Origin of the sequence: Streptomyces peucetius (assembly GCF_025854275.1) — a bacterium.
Classification (GTDB): Bacteria; Actinomycetota; Actinomycetes; order Streptomycetales; family Streptomycetaceae; genus Streptomyces; species Streptomyces peucetius_A.
In genome coordinates, this window is the sequence record NZ_CP107567.1 from 2,038,677 (window position 1) to 2,054,879 (window position 16,203).

Consider the following 16,203-nt stretch of genomic DNA (forward strand, 5'->3'; position numbering starts at 1 on the left):
GCGGCTTACGGGTGGGGCGGGTGGGCCTGCTTGGCGGGCCGGCCCCCTCCCCGCCCCTTCCCCAAACCGGGGGCTCCTCCCCCTAGGCCTGGCGGCCTGGGGGGGGACCCCCACCGGACCCCGCGCCTCAATCGCCGGCCGGGCTGGATTTCGCGGAGCGAAATCCAGCCCGGCCGGCGATTGAGGCCACCGCGCGAAGCGCGGTACCGGGCCCGGGCAGAGCCCGGTTTCGGGAAGGGGCGGGGTGGGGGAACGGCCCGCGCAACGGACGCGCCCCCGCCCGCCGAGCGCTCACAGCAGCGCGACCAACCGCTCCGCCAACAGGTCCCACCGCCAGCGTTCCTCGACCCACGCCCGCCCCCGCTCGCCCATCCGCCGGCGCAGGTCCGGGTCCTTCAGGAGCGTGACGATGCGGTCGGCGGACTCCTCCGCCGAGCCGCCGCGTACGACCCAGCCCGTCTCGCCGTCGAGCACCGCGTCCGGCGCGCCGCCCGAGTCGCCGGCCACGACCGGGAGTCCGGTCGCCGACGCCTCCAGGTAGACGATGCCGAGGCCCTCGACGTCCAGTCCGCCCCGGCGGGTACGGCACGGCATGGCGAAGACGTCGCCCGCGCCGTAGTGCGCCGGGAGCTCCGACCACGGGACGGAGCCCGTGAAGCGGACCGATCCCTCGACGCCCGTCGCGGCCGCGAGACCGCGCAGCTCGTTCTCGTACGGCCCTCCGCCGACGATCAGCAGCACCGCGTCCGGCACCTGCGCCAGGATCGCGGGCATGGCCCGGATCAGCGTGTCCTGGCCCTTGCGCGGGACGAGACGCGAGACGCACACGACGACCGGCCGGTCGCTCAGTCCGAGGCGGGCGCGGACCGCGTCCCCGCCGGAGCCGGGGTGGAAGGTCTTCTCGTCCACGCCCGGCGGCAGCTGCACCATCCGCGCCGCCGCCTCGGGCGTGAGCGCCGCGGCGATACGCGAACGCGTGTACTCACCGAGATAGGTGATCGTGTCCGTGCCCTCGCCGATCCGGCGCAGCAACTGCCGGGCCGCGGGCAGCTGTGCCCATCCCGCCTCGTGGCCGTGCGTGGTGGCCACCAGCCGCCGTGCGCCCGCCCTACGCAGCGCCGGGGCCATCAGCCCGAGCGGAGCGGCGGCCCCGAACCACACGGACTCGCAGCCGTGTTCGCGCAGCAGCTGCGTGGCCCTGCGCGTCACGCGCGGGGTGGGCAGCAGCATCGTCGTACGGTCCCGGACGACGGTGAAGGGCTGTTCGGCGTCGAAGGCCGCGGTCGCCTCCACGCCCTCCCGGCTCCGCTTCCACGTGGACGCGTAGACGACGAGCTGCCCGGGGTCCAGCCGTAGCGCCATGTTGTGCAGGAACGCCTGGATGCCGCCGGGCCTGGGCGGGAAGTCGTTGGTCACGATCAGGGTCTTGTGCATCGCCGCCGACAGTACCGAACCGCCCCGGCACTGGTTCCGGCACGGCCCCGCCTCATGTCCGGGCACCGGCGTGCCCGGCATCATGAAGGTGCCCGTAACCGGACGAAAGGGGCACAACGGCATGGTGGTGGCGAGCGTCGCCCGGCATCCCGTCCCGGTGTGGGTCGTGACGAGGGCGGTGCTGCTGCTCTGCCTGTCGGGGGCCGTCACCTTCCCCGGCCCCGACGTCACGACCGATGTCTCGGTGATCTACCAGGGCTGGCACGAGATCCTGCGGACCGGCACCTATCCGCTGGACGACGTCACCTGGCAGTACCCACCGGGTGCCGCGCTCGCGATCCTCGCTCCCGGCCTGCTGCCGGGCCTCGGCTACGCCCCCGCGTTCTTCCTCCTGACGCTGGTGTGCGACCTGCTGGTCCTGGTCCTGCTGTTGCGTACGGAAAGCGGCGGAGCAGCACGTCGCGGCACCTGGGTGTGGGTGGCGGGGGTGCCGCTGCTCGGACCGACCGTCTACGCCCGGTACGACCTGATGGTGACCGCCGCGGCCGTCGGCGCCCTGCTCGCGGGCGTGCGCCGGCCCCGGGTGATGGGCCTGCTCGCCGGTCTGGGCGCGCTGCTGAAGGTGTGGCCGCTGCTGGTGCTCCTCGGCACGCCGCGCGGCCGGGCGACCCGCCGGTCCTGGTCGGCCGCGGCGGTCGCGGTGACGGCTGTGACCCTGGCGCTGGCCGCCGCGGTGCCGGGGGCGCTGGCCTTCCTCGCCTCCCAGCGTGACCGGGGCACCGAGATCGAGTCGCTGGGCGCCCTCGTCTTCCACGTCTGGCGCCACTTCGGGTGGCAGGGCCAGGTGCTGCTCAACTACGGCTCCGTCGAGTTCCTCGGCCCGTACGTCCCGCTCGTCAGCACTCTGGCCCTCGCCCTGTCCGTCGCCGCGCTCGGCTGGCTGGTGGTGTGGCGGGTTCGGGCCCGGCAGTTCACGGCCGCCACACCGTGCGACGCGGCCTTCGCCGCCGTTCTGCTGTTCACCACCACGAGCCGGGTGATCAGCCCCCAGTACCTGGTGTGGCTGGTCGGCCTGGCCGCCGTGTGCCTGGTGCACCGCTCCAGCCGGATGCTGAGGCCGGCCGTGCTGGTCCTGGCCGCGACCGGTGTGACGCTCCTGGAGTTCCCGTTGTGGTTCTCGCACGTCGTGGCGAGCGACCCGCTGGGGATCACGCTGCTCGTGGTGCGCAACGGGCTGCTGGTTGCAGCGACGGTCGACGCGTGCCGACGGCTGTGGCGGCGGACCGTCACGGAGGCGGCACGGCCGCGGCCGGGTCCGGGGCCGGGGCCGGGGCCGACCGCGGCGCTCAGTCCAGAACCCCGGTCAGGTAGTCCCGCCACATCGCGGTGAGTTCGGCTGCCGTGGTGCCCAGTTCCTCGCTCAGCGCACGCTCCACCGCACCGTCCCGGTACTGTCCCTCGCCGACGGTCCGGTAGAACGCGGTGAGCTTCTCCTCGCCCCAGCGCTCCGCGATCATCGCGCAGGCCAGCCGTCCGCCCTCGTAGGCGCGTGCGAGCGCGCCGGCGTCCCCGTCGAACGAGAAGTCCCGGTCGTCGGGCAGCCCGGCCGGCACGTCCCCGGCCCGCACTGCCTCCTGCATCTCGGGGGCGGCCTCGGCGGCGGTACGGCCCGTGCCGCGGTACGCGACCCAGTCCGCGAAGCCCTCCGACAACCACATCGGCGTCACGGCGGAGGTGTGCGCGCGGGTCGCCACATGGGTGGCCTCGTGGGTGAGCACCACCCCCTGCCCGAAGTCGCCGAGCAGCGCGTACGCCTCCGGGTTCACGACCACCCGGTCCGCCGGGGACTCGACCTCGCGGTTCGTCTCGCCCGTGGTCACGGCGGCTATGCCCCGGTACCCGGCGGCCGGCGCGCCTAGCAGCCCGCCCATCCCCTCCACCGACGCCGGCACGAGCACGACGACGCGGCCCGCCCACTTCGACGGCCAGGCGTCCGACACCGCGGGCACGGCCCGGTCGGCCGCCGCCGCGAGATCACGCAGCCGCTCCTGGTCCTGGCCGACGCCGAGGACGATGCTGTGGCTGCCCCGGGCGACGTCCACGTCGCCCTGCTGCCACAGCTGCTGCCGCGGGGTGCCGGTGCCGGTTCCCGCGCGGTCGGCGGTCACGTACCAGCGGCCGTCGCGCTCGGCCAGCTCCAGGGTGCGCGAGACGGTCATGGGCGCGGTGTCGTAGCCGGCGATGCGGTAGCGCACCTCGGCGTCGGCGACGGCCGTCGCACCGTGGTGGCGCACGTCCTTGACCAGGTACTCCCAGGAGCCCAGCGGCACGTCGGCGAGATTGTCGAACTCCTCGCCCTGCGCCTCCCGCAGCGCGGCGGCGCCGGGCTCGAGCGACGCGAGGTAGGCGGCGCGGTCGTGCCCGAGCAGCGCGGCGGCGCGGGCGTCCAGCGTCCGCCGGATCTCCTCGACGGCGGGGTCGGCGGGCGGGCCGGCGACAGCACACCCCGCGAGCAGCACGAGTGCGGCGGCGGTGGCGGCGGCTGTGCGCGGGGGGCGCGGCTTGTGCGGGTGGCCTGCCATCCTGCGATGGTACGTAACGTACCGGGCGTGCGGGCCCCCGCGCAGCGGCCCCGCCCGCACGCCCGTTACACCCGCGTCACCGCGTGCACCGGCATCATCCCCACCGGGTCGTACCGCACGGACGCCCCCGGGTACGGCGCGTGCACCACCTGCCCGTTGCCCACGTACATGCCCACGTGGCTGGCGTCGCCCCGGTACGTCACGATGTCCCCCGGCCGTGCCTGTGACAGCGGTACGCGGCGGCCCGCGTTCGCCTGGGCCTGGGAGGTGCGGGGGAGACCGACGCCCGCCTGGGCGTAGGACCACTGGACGAGGCCGGAGCAGTCGAAGCCGGAGGGACCGTTGGCGCCCCAGACGTAGGGGCGGCCGACGACGCTGCGCGCCGCCATCGTCGCGGCCGCCGCGTGCGGGGAACCGGCCGAGAGGCCGGACAGGTCGGGGAAGGCGTCGCGGCCGGAGCGCGAGGAGCGGTCGTGCGGGTCGCGTTCCCCGGCCGGCAGGGTGTTCAGCAGCCGGCGGGCCTCGCCGAGCTTGCGCTCGACGGTGCGCTTGTTGTCGGCCACCGCCTGCCGGCTGCGCTCCAGTTCGGCGAGGTCTCGTGAGGCCTCGGCGCGTTCCTGGCCGAGGTGCCGCTGCTCGCGGTGGAGGTCGTCCAGCGCGGCGGAGTGGCGTTCGCTGATGCGGTCGAGCGTGGCCGCCGCCTCGAGGTAGCCGTCGGGGTCCTCGGAGAGCAGCAGGGCGAGGGCCGGGTCGATGCCGCCGGAGCGGTACTGGGCGCCGGCCACGGATCCGAGCGCCTCACGCATCCGGTTGATGCGTTCCTGGCTGCGGGCGACCCGGTCCTGGGCGTGGGCCACCTCGTCCTTGAGGTGCTCGACGCGCTCACCGGCCTTGTTGAACCGCTCCGTGGCGCGCTCGGCCTCCTCGTAGAGCCGGTCGACCATGGCGCGGGTGGCCTCCGGTCCGGTCCCCGGCTCGGCGCCGGCCGGTGCGGCACCGGCTCCGAGGGCGGCGGCGGCCGTGGCCGCCGCGGCGGACAGGACGGTGCCCCGGGCGCCTCGGGTGAGGCCGGGCTGTGAGGATCGGCGGTGGGAAACCACGTGCCGCGCTCCCTTCCGCAGGACTTCCGGGAAACCGGGGTTCGGTGCGCGGCAGAGAGTAGCCGGGTGAACGCCCGGTGACCAAAGACCCCACCGGGCATACAAAGTGACGCCCCGCCGGAGACCACAGGTCACCGGCGGGGCGTCGCGTCAGTTCGTAAGGGGCGAATTCCCCCGTTCGGGCGAGTGTGAAGTCCCGCCGAACGATCCGCCCGGTCTTTCGCGTTGCGGGTGCGTCAGATACGCACACCGAACTGGAAGGGCATGTTGTTGATCGACTCGTAGCGCACGTTGGTGCCGCTGCGCGGGGCGTGCAGCACCTGGCCGTTGCCGGCGTAGAAGCCGACGTGGTGCAGGTCTCCGTAGAAGATGACCAGGTCGCCCTGCTTGAGCTGGCTCTGCGAGTAGATTCGGGTGCCGGCGCTGGCCTGCGCCTGCGAGGTGCGCGGTATGGAGACGCCGGCCTGGGCGAACGCCCAGGAGGTGAGGCCGGAGCAGTCGTAGGAGTTCGGGCCGGAGGCGCCGAAGACGTACGGCTTGCCGATCTGCGACTGCGCGGCGGCGAACGCGGCGGAGGCGCGCTGCGAGGCGGGCACGGCCGGGCCGAGGTCCACCCGGGCGCTGGCACGGTTGGCGCGGCTCTCGTCGGCGGCGAGCGCGGCGCGCTCCGCGGCGGTGAGGGAGTTCAGGAGCTGCCGCGCCTCCGCGAGCTTGCCCTGGACCTCCTTCTTCTTCTCACCGAGGGTCTTGCGCGTCTCGGCGAGGTCGCCGAGCTTGCTCTGGGCCTCCTGGCGCTGCTGCGCGAGGGTGCGCTGCTTGGCCTGGATCTCCTGGATGGCCTCGGTCTGCTTGGCGCCGAGCTGGTCCAGCGCGGAGGCCTTGTCGAGGTAGGTGTCCGGGTCACCGGAGAGGAACAGCTGGACGGAGGGGTCGATGCCTCCGGTGCGGTACTGGGCGCTGGCGACCGAACCCAGGCTGTCCCGCAGCGTGTTGAGCTCGTCCTGTCCGCGGGCGACCTTGTCCTGGAGCGCGTCGATCTGCTCGTCGAGCTTCTCCTGCTGCTCCTTGGCCCCGTTGTACTTCTCGGTGGCCTTCTCCGCCTCTTCGTAGAGCTTGTCGACCTTCTCCTTGACCTCGCTCTTGCTCGGCTTCGGGTCGGCCTGGGCGGTCTGGGCGGTCAGGGCAACGGCCGCAGCGGCGGTCGCGGTGAGCACGGTCACGCGGGTGCGGCTCGGCTGCTTGGGACGACGGTGGGACGCCACGAAGGCGAGCTCCTTCTTCCTCGAGCCGCCTACCGGGCAGTGGGGGATGGTCGGTCCCCGGCGTCCGTACGTCGGATCCCTGGGGGAAATAGGGGCGAACTGCACGAACTCGGCGGTTCCTTCGCTGTCACCCCGGATGGGTGATCAACCGCGCGAAGGTTCGAGGCCTGACCCTAGTGACCTTCTTGTGATCAGTTCAAATCCCCACAGGGAAAATCTTACCCGCGAACACCATTCTTTACTCTCATCACACGCGTAGTGATGGCCACTTGACACAACGTCCCGCCTGGAGTGACGCCAAATCGGGCATATGCCGCCAGAGTTGCGACAGGGCTACGAGACGCGCGAAAGCCGCTTCAGCAGCAAAGCGGACGCGACCGGTCTGGCGCCCGCCTTCGCGACGCCGTCGGCCACCTCCCGGTCGGTGGAGGCCACCACCACGGGCCGGCCCGGCGGCTCCGCCCGCACCAGCTGGCGGATCAGTTCGTCCGCGGTCACACCGGGCTTGGAGAAGAGCACCCGCACGCCGCGCGGCGGCGCCAGCAGCACCGGCGCGGCCAGCTCGGCCCCGTCGAACACACAGGTGATCTCGGCCCCCGTGCGGGCGGCGAGCATCGACAGGCCGCCCAGCAGCCGCAGCCGCTGCTTCTCCAGCGGCATCGTGGGATAGCCGGTCTTGGTGACGTTGTAGCCGTCGACGACCAGATGCGCCTGCGGCAGCGCCAGCAGCTGGTCGAGCAGGGCCGGGTCCGTCTCGGAGAGCGCCCGCGCCGCGATGTCCTTCGGCGACATCCGACCCGGCTCCACGGCGTCCACCGTGTCGGCCGGATGCATGCCCGCCGGTGGCAGGGCCAGCTCACGGCGCAGCCCCTGGGCGGCGTCGAGCACCGTGTCCAGGAGGAGCCGCAGCCGCATGTCCTCGACGGAACGGCCCTCGCGGGCGGCCCGGCGGCCCGCCTCGACCGCCGCCTCGGCCTCCGCCAGCCGTGCCTTGAGCCGCCGCGTCTCGCTCTCCGCGGCCGACACCTGGGCCGCGGCCTGGGCGCGGACGCTGTCGAGCTCCGCGTCCTTGCGGCGCAGGGCGGCCTCGCCGCGCTTGACGTCGGCCTGGGCACTGCGGAGCTTGCGGTGGAGCGCCTCGCCGTCCTTGCGGGCACCGTCCAGCTCGGCCCGCAGCCGCTCGGTCTCGGACTTGATCTGGCCGCGGGCCTCGTCCAGTTCCTCGCGCAGCCGGTCCAGCTCGCGCCGGCCGGCCTCGTCGGCCCGCTCGGCGTCGGCCCGCTGGACCTCCTCCCCGGCGGCGGCGACCATCTTGACCCAGCCGGCGGGGCGCAGCACATAGGCGGCCGCCGCGACGTCCACGGGGTCCGCGGCGGCGGGCGGCGACCCGGACTCCAGGGCCCTGGCCAGCTCGGGCTGCGCCTTGCCGAGCCGTTCGCCGATGCGCTGGCGGAAGACGGCGTCGCCCTCCAGCGCGGCGGCCATGGCGTTTCCGGCGAACTTCGCGCGCCGGGTCGGGGTGAAGCGGGCATACTGGCGCAGCTGGGCGGGGAGTTCGGCGACGGTCAGGCCGCCGAACGCGTCGGAGACGAGGGCGACGACCCGCCGCCGTACACCTTCCGGCAGCGGGCGGTCGAGCGCCTCGGCGGCGTCGCCGGCCGCACCGGCCGGCTCCGCGCCGTTGTCAGGCTGCTCCACGATCCGTTCACCCCTACCACCCGTGCGGGCCGCTCCGTTCAGGAACCGGCGCCCGGCCTGTCCACCAGCTCGATCTGGTCCACCGCGTTGCACCACCGGCAGCGGACCGACTCGATGGTCTCACTGACCACCTCGCGCTCCTCCACGTTCGGCTCGCCCGCCAGGTCCAGATGGACGTACTCGACGACCTTGGACGAGCGTGTGACGTCGAAGCGGGTCAGATTGCCGCAGAGCGTGCAGCGCCACCTGGTGTCAGCGGTCGGCGAGGGAACCGTCGTCATCGTGCCGTCCTCTTGTCTCATGCGGGAGCGGATACCGCGGTGCGCCGTCGAACTGCGGATGTACTGCCTGTAACCCTACGGCCTCGCGGGTACCCGATGTCGCGGCGAGGCACTCTGTACCGTTCGGCCCTGCTACGCCATGCTCTGTCCATGATCAGTCGGTGGGGCGCGGCCAGGGATGCGGTCAGGAACGCGGCGACGGGACCTGCGGTGACGTACGGCCTGATCGCGGTGTGCTGCGCGATCTTCGTCATCAGCCCGGTCTCGGGTCTGAACCCCTCGTACGGCCTCGGCGACCGGCTGCTGGTGGCGCAGGCGGCGTACTTCGAACGCTGGGGCGTGATCCCCGCGGAGCTGATGGGCGGGTCCCCGGGCGCCCTGCTCACCCCGCTCACCGCTCTGTTCGTGCACGGCAGTTGGCTGCACCTGCTGGGGAACATGCTCTTCCTCTTCGTCTTCGGCGCGATGGCCGAAGAGCGGATGGGGCAGGTCCACTTCGCGCTGTTCTACACCGGCGCCGGCTATCTCGCGCTGCTCGTCTACGCGGCGGTCAACGCCGACTCCGAGCAGACGCTGGTGGGGGCGTCCGGGGCGATCTCCGCCGTACTCGGAGCGTTCCTCTTCCTCTTGCCGAAGGCCCGGGTCACGAGTCTGTTCCCCTTCCTCTTCTTCCTGCCGCTGCGCTTCCCCGCCTGGGCGGTGCTGATCTTCTGGTTCGTGCTGCAGTGGCTGGCGGCCAGGGGCGCGGGCAGCGGGCCGGGCGTCGCCTACCTGGCGCACCTGGTGGGGTTCGGAGTGGGCTTCGTCTACGCGTGGGGCCGCTACGGGCGTGGGACTAGAGTGAACGCATCTTCAGCGACCGAGGGAGAAAGCCAGCCATGATCACCGCGATCGTGCTCATCAAGACCAGCGTGGACCGCATCCCCGAGATCGCCGAGTCGATCGCGGCGCTGGACAGCGTCAGCGAGGTCTTCTCCGTCACCGGCACCTACGATCTGATCGCCATGGTGCGCGTGGCCAGGCACGACGACCTGGCGGACGTGATCCCGGGCCGGATCAGCAAGATCCCCGGCGTCGAGGGCACCGACACGCATGTCGCCTTCCGCACGTACTCCCAGCACGACCTCGAGGCCGCCTTCGCCATCGGGCTGGACGCGTAGCCTCCCCGAAGGCGGCGGACCGGCGCGCGTAGGGCCGGGCGGGGAGCGGCCGGACCGGTCGCCGGCTCGCGGCGCGCACCGCGCCGTCCCCGCTCGCCGGAGAACACGCCCCGCAGGGAGCGCCAAGATGAAGGAATCCTCATCAGGGCTTCATCAGGGTCTCCTGTCCCGTCGCGAGGATGAGACGCATGGCTTTCACCCATCGCATGGTGACGCTCGCCGCCGTCGTCGCCATCCCGCTCGGCATCGCCGCGACCAGCTACGCCCTGACCGACGCCCCCGAGACGCCCCAGGTGCCGCCCGCCGTCGAGCTGGACGCCACCCCGCGGCCGGCCTCACCGCCGGCCGGCAGCCCGCCGGCCACTGTGACCGGCACCCCGACGGCCCCCGCCCCGGCCACGGACGCGGTGGTGCCCGGCCCCGCGGCCACCGACGACGATGACGACGACGACATCGGTGAAGAGAACTGACCGCCGGATCTCCGCGCGGGTCCGCATCCTGCTCTGGCTGCTGCTGATGATGACGGTGGCCCTCGCCGCCGTCGCGACGACCACCCGCTCGCTCCTGCTGCGCGACATCGATCACCGGATCAACCAGCTGCTCACCCAGGAGACCCAGGAGTTCGGGAACTTCGTGCCCCAGGGCGTCGATCCGGACACCGGCCGCACCTTCACCGACCCGGACAAACTGCTGCGCGTCTTCCTGCAGCGGCAGTACTCCGATCCCGACGAGGAGTTGCTCGGACTGACCCGCCCTGCCGGGCGGGACCTCCACGTCATACGGCAGTCGCGCGAGATCCGGGCCTCCGTCGCCCTCCACCCGGACCGGGCCTCCCTGTCCGCGATCCTCGACTCGAAGGACGCCTCCGGTGTGCTGCGGCGGCCGGCGGGCGAGGTGCGCTGGGCGAAGGTGCCGATCGACGCCGCCGGAAAGGGATACCCGGCGGCCTTCGTCGTCGCGTTCCACGCCGACCGCGAGCGGTCCATCGCCGACGACGCCTTCCGCACGCTGCTCGTCATCTCCGGGGTGGCTCTGCTGCTGACGACCGGGATCGGCTGGGCGGTCGCCGGCCGCATCCTGGCCCCCGTACGAGTGGTCCGGGCGACCGCCGAGCAGTTGACCGAGCAGGATCTGACCCAGCGGATCCCGGTCCAGGGCCGTGACGACATCGCGGCGCTCGCCGAGACCTTCAACGCCATGCTGGACCGGCTGGAGCGGGCCTTCGCCGGCCAGCGCCAGTTCGTCGACGACGCCGGGCACGAGCTGCGCACGCCCATCACCATCGTCCGCGGCCATCTGGAGGTCATGGGCGACGACCCGGCCGAGCAGCGCGAGACGATCCGCCTGGTCACCGACGAACTCGACCGGATGAGCCGGATCGTCGAGGACCTGCTGCTGCTCGCCAAGGCGGAGCGGCCCGACTTCATCCGGCCGGAGCCGGTGCAGCTGGGCGAACTGACCGCCGACGTGTTCGTGAAGGCCCGGGCGCTGGGCGAACGGGACTGGTCCCTGGACCGGGTCGCCGACCGCGAGGCCGTGCTCGATCCGCAGCGCATCACCCAGGCGATGGTGCAGCTGGCACAGAACGCGGTCCAGCACACCGTCCCCGGTGCCCGGATACGGATCGGCTCACGCGACCTCGACGGCCGCGTCGAGCTGTACGTCGCCGACAGCGGGCCGGGCGTCCAGGACCAGGACACCGAGGTGATCTTCGAACGTTTCCGGCGCGGCACCGCCCGCCGCGGGGCCCGCACCAGCGGCGCGGGGCTCGGTCTGTCCATCGTCCGGGCCATCGCGGAGGGGCACCGCGGCGGCCGCGTCGAACTGCGCCGCACCGAAGGCGGCGGAGCGACATTCGTACTCGTCATGGAGGAAGCGCCGTGAACCGCATTCTGATCGCCGAGGACGAGGAGCGGATCGCATCCTTCGTCGAGAAGGGCCTGCGCTCGAACGGCTTCACCACCACGGTCGCCGCCGACGGCGACACGGCCCTGAACTACGCCGTCACCGGCGGCTTCGACCTGATGCTGCTGGACATCGGCCTGCCCGGACGCGACGGCTTCACCGTGCTGCGGGAGCTGCGCGAGGCGAGGGTGACGCTGCCCGTCGTCGTGCTGACGGCCCGCGACTCGGTACGGGACACGGTGGCCGGCCTGGAAGGCGGTGCCGACGACTGGATGACCAAGCCGTTCCGTTTCGAGGAGCTGCTGGCCCGGGTACGGCTGCGGCTGCGCACCGCGGCCCGGGCCCCGGAGGTCACCGTGCTGCGCAGCGGCGACCTCAGCCTGGATCTGCGGACCCGCCGGGCGCGGGCGTCGGAGCGGACCGTGGACCTGACGGCCCGTGAGTTCGTGCTGCTGGAGCTGTTCCTGCGCCACCCCGGCCAGGTCCTGTCCCGGGAGCAGATCCTCTCCCACGTCTGGGGCTACGACTTCGATCCCGGCTCCAACATCGTGGATGTCTATGTGCGGGCCCTGCGCAAGAAGCTGGGCGCCGAACGGCTGGAGACCGTACGGGGCATGGGCTACCGAATGCCGTAAAGAGCAGCGAAGGTCGCGAAGACGGATGAACTTTCCTTCATCCGGGGCTCATCGGCGGCTCACGGCCCGCTCACAGACTGATCGTCGTGACCCTCTCCCTCCGCCAGGCGGCGTGGCTGTGCGCGGCGCTCAGCGTCTGCGCGCTGCTCGCCGTCCCCACCGTCCTCCCGTCCATGAACGGTGAAGCCCGGCTCACGCTCGCCGTGTTCGCCCTCGCCACCTGCGCCTGGATCGCCGCTCCCGTCGACGACACCTACACGGCGCTCGGGGCGGGGCTCGCACTCACCGCGACGGGGGTGATCAGTGCCGACACCCTCTTCGCCACCCTGGGCGACGCAACGATCTGGCTGCTGATCTGCGCGTTCGTCCTCGCCGCCGCGGTGGCGAGGACCGGACTCGCCGGCCGTGCGGCGGCCTTCCTGGTCAGCGGGGCGCGCACGGTGCGGCAGCTGGTGCATCTGACGACCGCCGCGCTGGTGGTCACCGCGTTCGCCGTGCCGGCCACCTCGGGGCGTGCGGCGCTGGCCATGCCGGTGTTCCTGGCGCTCGCCAAGGTGCTCGCCGACCGACGGCGCCTGGTGGTGATGCTGGCGCTGCTCTTCCCGACGGTCGTCCTGCTCTCCGCCGTCGCGACCCTCATCGGCGCGGGTGCGCATCTGATCACCGTCAGCGTGCTGTGGGAGCAGACCGGGGAGCGGCTCGGATTCGTCGAGTGGCTGCTGCTGGGGCTGCCGTTGGCGGTCGTCTCGTCCCATCTGGCCGCGGAGACGGTCCTGTTGACGACGACCTCGCGGGCGGAGCGGCGCGGGCCGGTGAAGATCACACCCGAGCTGCTCCAGGAGCACTCCCCCACTCCGGTGACCGGTCCGCTGACCACCGCGGAGAGCCGGTGCGTGATGCTGCTGGGCACGGTGGTGACCCTGTGGTGCAGCGAACCGCTGCACGGCGTGCCGCCGGCCGTGGTCGCGCTGATCGGCGCGGTCGTGACGTCGTCGCCGGCCCTGGGGACCGTACGGCTGAAGGACGGACTGCGGACCGTGCCGTGGCCCCTGCTGCTCTTCATGGCCGCGACGACCGCGATGGGGGTGGCGCTGGCCGACTCGGGTGCCGCCGGGTGGCTGGTGGGCCGGCTGCCGGACGGCCTGCCGGCGTGGTTGTTCCTCGCCGTGATCGTGCTCGTCAGCACGGCCGCGCATCTGGTCCTGCAGTCGCGTTCAGCCCGCTCCTCCGTACTCGTCCCGCTGGTGGTGGCCGCCGCCGTCGGCGCCGGCGTCAATCCGGTCGCGGCGGCGCTCGCGTCCACCGCCGCGGCCGGTTTCTGCCACACGCTGCCCGCCTCCGCCAAGCCGGTCACGCTCTTCTTCGACCCGCCCGACGATGTGCCCACGTTCACCTCGCGCGATCTGCTGCGGCTGTCCGCCCTGCTCGCGCCGCTCAGCGCCGCCGTGGTGCTGCTGTTCGCCCTCGCCGTCTGGCCGCTGCTCGGCGTGCCCGTCCTTATGGAGACCCAGCCATGACCCGTGCCCCCTACCGCATCGCCGTCGCGCCCAGCGGTTTCAAGGAGTCGCTGACCGCCCGCGAGGCCGCCGAGTCCATCGCGGAGGGCCTGCGCAGGGTCGCGCCCGACGCCGACATCGACCTCATCCCCCTGGTGGACGGCGGTGAGGGCACGGCGGAGGCGCTGGCGGCCGCGACCGGCGGCCGTCTCGTGCCGCGCGTCGCCACCGGGCCGCTCGGCAGCCCGGTGCGCACCCACTTCGCGCTGCTGGGCGACGGCACCGCGGTCGTCGAGATGGCCGCCGTCGCCGGGCTCGCCCTGGTGCCGCCGGACCGCCGCGACCCGGGCGCCACCACGACGTACGGCGTGGGCGAGCTGATCCGGGGCGCGCTGGACGCCGGTGCGCGCAGGATCCTCGTCGGCTGCGGCGACTCCGGCACCTGTGACGGCGGGGCGGGCGCGCTGCAGGCCCTCGGCGTCCGGCTGCTGGACGCCGAGGGGGCCGAGTTGCCGCCCGGGGGACGTGAGTTGCTGCGCCTGGCGCTGACGGACACCGCCGGTCTCGAGCCGCGGGTAGCCGCCGCCGAGATCCTCGTGGCCTGCAACCCGTACAACGTGCTGTGCGGCGAGCACGGCGTCGCCCGGGTCTTCGGCCCGCAGAAGGGGGCGAGCCCGGACCAGGTCGAGGAGTTGTCGGCGGGCCTCGAGCACTGGGCGGCCCACCTCGCCGCCGCCCTGCCGGTCCCGGTGGATCTGCGCCGCGCCCCGGGCACCGGCGCCTCGGGCGGTCTCGGCGCCGGGCTCGCCGCGCTCGGCGCCCGGCTGCGGCCCCGTTTCGACGTGCTGCTGGACCACGTCGACCTGGACGCCCGGCTCGCCCGCGCCGACCTGGTGATCACCGCGGAGGGCGCGCTGGACCAGCAGACCGTGCGCGGGAAGATCCCGGCCGAGGTGGCGCACCGGGCGCGCGCCGCCGGGAGGCCGGTGCTGGCGCTCGCCGGCACGCTCGGCCAGGGCGTCCACGAGATCACCGCCGCGGGCGTGGACGCCTACGGCTCGATCGTGCCGGCGCCCGTGCCGCTGCCCGAAGCGCTGGACCGGGCCGGCGAGTTCCTCGCGGACGCCGCCGAGCGGGCGCTGCGGATGGTGCTGGTGGGCACCCGTCTCGCCGCCTGACTCAGCCCCGGTCGGGTACGCAACGGCCGTCCTCGGTGCGGTACTTCCACTGCGCGCCGTCGCGGACCAGTTCCTTCACGGCGCGTACGAACCGTTCCACGTGCTCGTCCGGCGTACCCGCGCCGAAGCTGACGCGGATGGCGTTGAGGGACCTCTCGCCCAGGCCGGCCTCGGGCGCGCCGCACTCGCCGACGTCCTGCGGGTCGCTGCCCAGCAGGGTCCGCACCAGCGGGTGGGCGCAGAACAGTCCGTCCCGTACACCGATGCCGTACTCGGCGGACAGCGCGGCGGCGAAGTGCGAGCTGTTCCAGCCGTCCACGACGAAGGAGAGCACGCCGACCCTCGGCGAGTCGTCGCCGAACAGCGACAGCACCCTGACCTCGGGCACCTCGGCGAGCCCTTCCCGGACCTTTGTGATCAGGTGCTGCTCCCGGGCGACCAGGGCGTCGAAACCGGCCTCGGTGAGTGCCTTGCAGGCGGAGGCGATCGAGTAGACGCCGATCACGTTCGGGGAGCCGGCCTCGTGCCGTGCGGCGCTGGTGTGCCACTCGACGTCCACACCGCCGTCGGCGCGCCGCGCCACCGTCCGCGAGGCCCCGCCGCCCGCGAGATACGGCTCCGCCTCCCGCAGCCAGTCCGACCGGCCCGCGAGCACGCCGGAACCGAACGGCGCGTACAGCTTGTGCCCGGAGAAGGCGACCCAGTCGACGTCGAGCTCCTCGACGGACACCGGGTGGTGCGGCGCCAGCTGGGCGGCGTCGAGCACGATGCGGGCCCCGTGGGCGTGGGCCGCGGCCGCGAGTTCCTTCACCGGCCACAGTTCGCCGGTGACGTTCGAGGCGCCGGTGACGCAGACCAGGGCGGGCCCGTAGGGGTCGCGGTCGGCCAGCGCCCGCTCCAGGGTGCGGACGGCGTCGCCGTGCGTGCGCGGCGCGTTCAGGTACGTCACCCTCGCGTCCCTCCACGGCAGCAGGGAGGCGTGGTGCTCGGTCTCGAAGACGAACACCTCGCACCCGGCCGGAAGCGCGGCGGCGAGCAGGTTGAGCGAGTCGGTCGTGGAGCGGGTGAAGACGACCTGGTCGTCCTCCCGGCAGTGCAGGAACTCGTGCACCACGGTCCGGCTGGTCTCGAACAGGTCCGTGGAGAGTTGCGAGAGGTACCCGGCGCCGCGGTGGACGCTGCCGTAGTACGGGGCGTACGCGGCCACGTCGTCCCAGACCCGCTGGAGCGCCGGGGCGCTGGCCGCGTAGTCGAGGGCCGCGTAGGTGACTTCGCCGCCGGTGACGAGGGGGACGGTGACGTCCCGGCCGAGGACCGGCAGCGGGGAACAGAGCGAGGGGTCGGCGGAAACGGTGGTGACAGACATGGCGAACTCCCGTACAGGGCAGGCGAAACGGCGCGTCGGCGCAGCACAGTGCGGAGCACCGGAAAGAAAAAGGTGACCGGAGAAGGGGCGCAGACGCCCTATCGCA

Annotated in this window: 15 protein-coding genes; 8 read left to right on the top strand and 7 right to left on the bottom strand. The window is 73.1% G+C overall.

Annotation, left to right across the window (positions count from 1 at the left end; all coding sequences use genetic code 11):
• Positions 1-291 precede the first annotated feature (291 nt).
• Positions 292-1,434: a glycosyltransferase family 4 protein gene (locus OGH68_RS09350; protein ID WP_264242882.1), complete on the bottom strand. Its 1,143-nt coding sequence runs from the start codon at positions 1,432-1,434 to the stop codon at positions 292-294.
• A 121-nt stretch (positions 1,435-1,555) separates the two neighbouring features.
• Here OGH68_RS09350 and OGH68_RS09355 point away from each other — a divergent pair, with 121 nt between their 5' ends.
• Entirely contained in the window at positions 1,556-2,824 is a 1,269-nt protein-coding gene (locus tag OGH68_RS09355) for a glycosyltransferase 87 family protein (RefSeq protein ID WP_264249989.1), read from the top strand.
• On the opposite strand, the gene OGH68_RS09360 is transcribed toward OGH68_RS09355, so the two are convergent.
• From OGH68_RS09360 to OGH68_RS09380, 5 genes are all read right to left on the bottom strand, one after another.
• Entirely contained in the window at positions 2,781-4,016 is a 1,236-nt protein-coding gene (locus tag OGH68_RS09360; RefSeq protein WP_264242883.1) for a hypothetical protein, read from the bottom strand. The two genes, OGH68_RS09355 and OGH68_RS09360, sit on opposite strands and share 44 nt — an antisense overlap.
• Positions 4,017-4,081: 65 nt before the next feature.
• Positions 4,082-5,116 (bottom strand): NlpC/P60 family protein, encoded by a 1,035-nt coding sequence (locus tag OGH68_RS09365; protein WP_264242884.1) that lies wholly within the window; start codon positions 5,114-5,116, stop codon positions 4,082-4,084.
• Positions 5,117-5,352: 236 nt separating this feature from the next.
• The gene (locus OGH68_RS09370; protein ID WP_264242885.1) at positions 5,353-6,378 is read right to left on the bottom strand and encodes an NlpC/P60 family protein; all 1,026 of its coding nucleotides are present in this window, start codon (positions 6,376-6,378) and stop codon (positions 5,353-5,355) included.
• A 333-nt stretch (positions 6,379-6,711) separates the two neighbouring features.
• Positions 6,712-8,076: an NYN domain-containing protein gene (locus OGH68_RS09375; RefSeq protein ID WP_264242886.1), complete on the bottom strand. Its 1,365-nt coding sequence runs from the start codon at positions 8,074-8,076 to the stop codon at positions 6,712-6,714.
• Between the two features lie 38 nt (positions 8,077-8,114).
• On the bottom strand, positions 8,115-8,357 hold the full coding sequence (locus OGH68_RS09380) for a hypothetical protein (RefSeq protein ID WP_264249990.1): 243 nt from the start codon (positions 8,355-8,357) through the stop codon (positions 8,115-8,117).
• 150 nt (positions 8,358-8,507) lie between these two features.
• Between OGH68_RS09380 and OGH68_RS09385 the strand changes: the two genes are divergently transcribed.
• The 7 genes from OGH68_RS09385 (at position 8,508) to OGH68_RS09415 (ending at position 14,731) form a co-directional block, all read left to right on the top strand.
• On the top strand, positions 8,508-9,239 hold the full coding sequence (locus OGH68_RS09385) for a rhomboid family intramembrane serine protease (protein ID WP_264242887.1): 732 nt from the start codon (positions 8,508-8,510) through the stop codon (positions 9,237-9,239).
• Positions 9,236-9,517, top strand: coding sequence for an Lrp/AsnC family transcriptional regulator (locus tag OGH68_RS09390; RefSeq protein WP_065488891.1), 282 nt, complete (start codon positions 9,236-9,238; stop codon positions 9,515-9,517). Before OGH68_RS09385 ends, OGH68_RS09390 begins: the two co-directional genes overlap by 4 nt.
• A 188-nt stretch (positions 9,518-9,705) precedes the next feature.
• Positions 9,706-9,987, top strand: a complete 282-nt coding sequence (locus OGH68_RS09395) for a small hydrophilic protein (RefSeq protein WP_264242888.1) — start codon at positions 9,706-9,708, stop codon at positions 9,985-9,987.
• Positions 9,956-11,401, top strand: coding sequence for an ATP-binding protein (locus tag OGH68_RS09400; RefSeq protein WP_264242889.1), 1,446 nt, complete (start codon positions 9,956-9,958; stop codon positions 11,399-11,401). Before OGH68_RS09395 ends, OGH68_RS09400 begins: the two co-directional genes overlap by 32 nt.
• Positions 11,398-12,057 carry a response regulator transcription factor gene (locus OGH68_RS09405; RefSeq protein ID WP_264242890.1) on the top strand — a complete coding sequence of 220 codons (660 nt, stop codon included), beginning with the start codon at positions 11,398-11,400 and terminating at the stop codon, positions 12,055-12,057. Before OGH68_RS09400 ends, OGH68_RS09405 begins: the two co-directional genes overlap by 4 nt.
• Before the next feature lie 86 nt (positions 12,058-12,143).
• A complete protein-coding gene (locus tag OGH68_RS09410; RefSeq protein WP_264242891.1) occupies positions 12,144-13,574 on the top strand; it encodes an SLC13 family permease in 1,431 nt (476 codons plus the stop codon).
• Positions 13,571-14,731, top strand: a complete 1,161-nt coding sequence (locus OGH68_RS09415) for a glycerate kinase (protein WP_264242892.1) — start codon at positions 13,571-13,573, stop codon at positions 14,729-14,731. Before OGH68_RS09410 ends, OGH68_RS09415 begins: the two co-directional genes overlap by 4 nt.
• A 1-nt stretch (position 14,732) precedes the next feature.
• On the opposite strand, the gene OGH68_RS09420 is transcribed toward OGH68_RS09415, so the two are convergent.
• Positions 14,733-16,097, bottom strand: a complete 1,365-nt coding sequence (locus OGH68_RS09420; RefSeq protein WP_264242893.1) for an aminotransferase class V-fold PLP-dependent enzyme — start codon at positions 16,095-16,097, stop codon at positions 14,733-14,735.
• Positions 16,098-16,203: the final 106 nt, after the last annotated feature.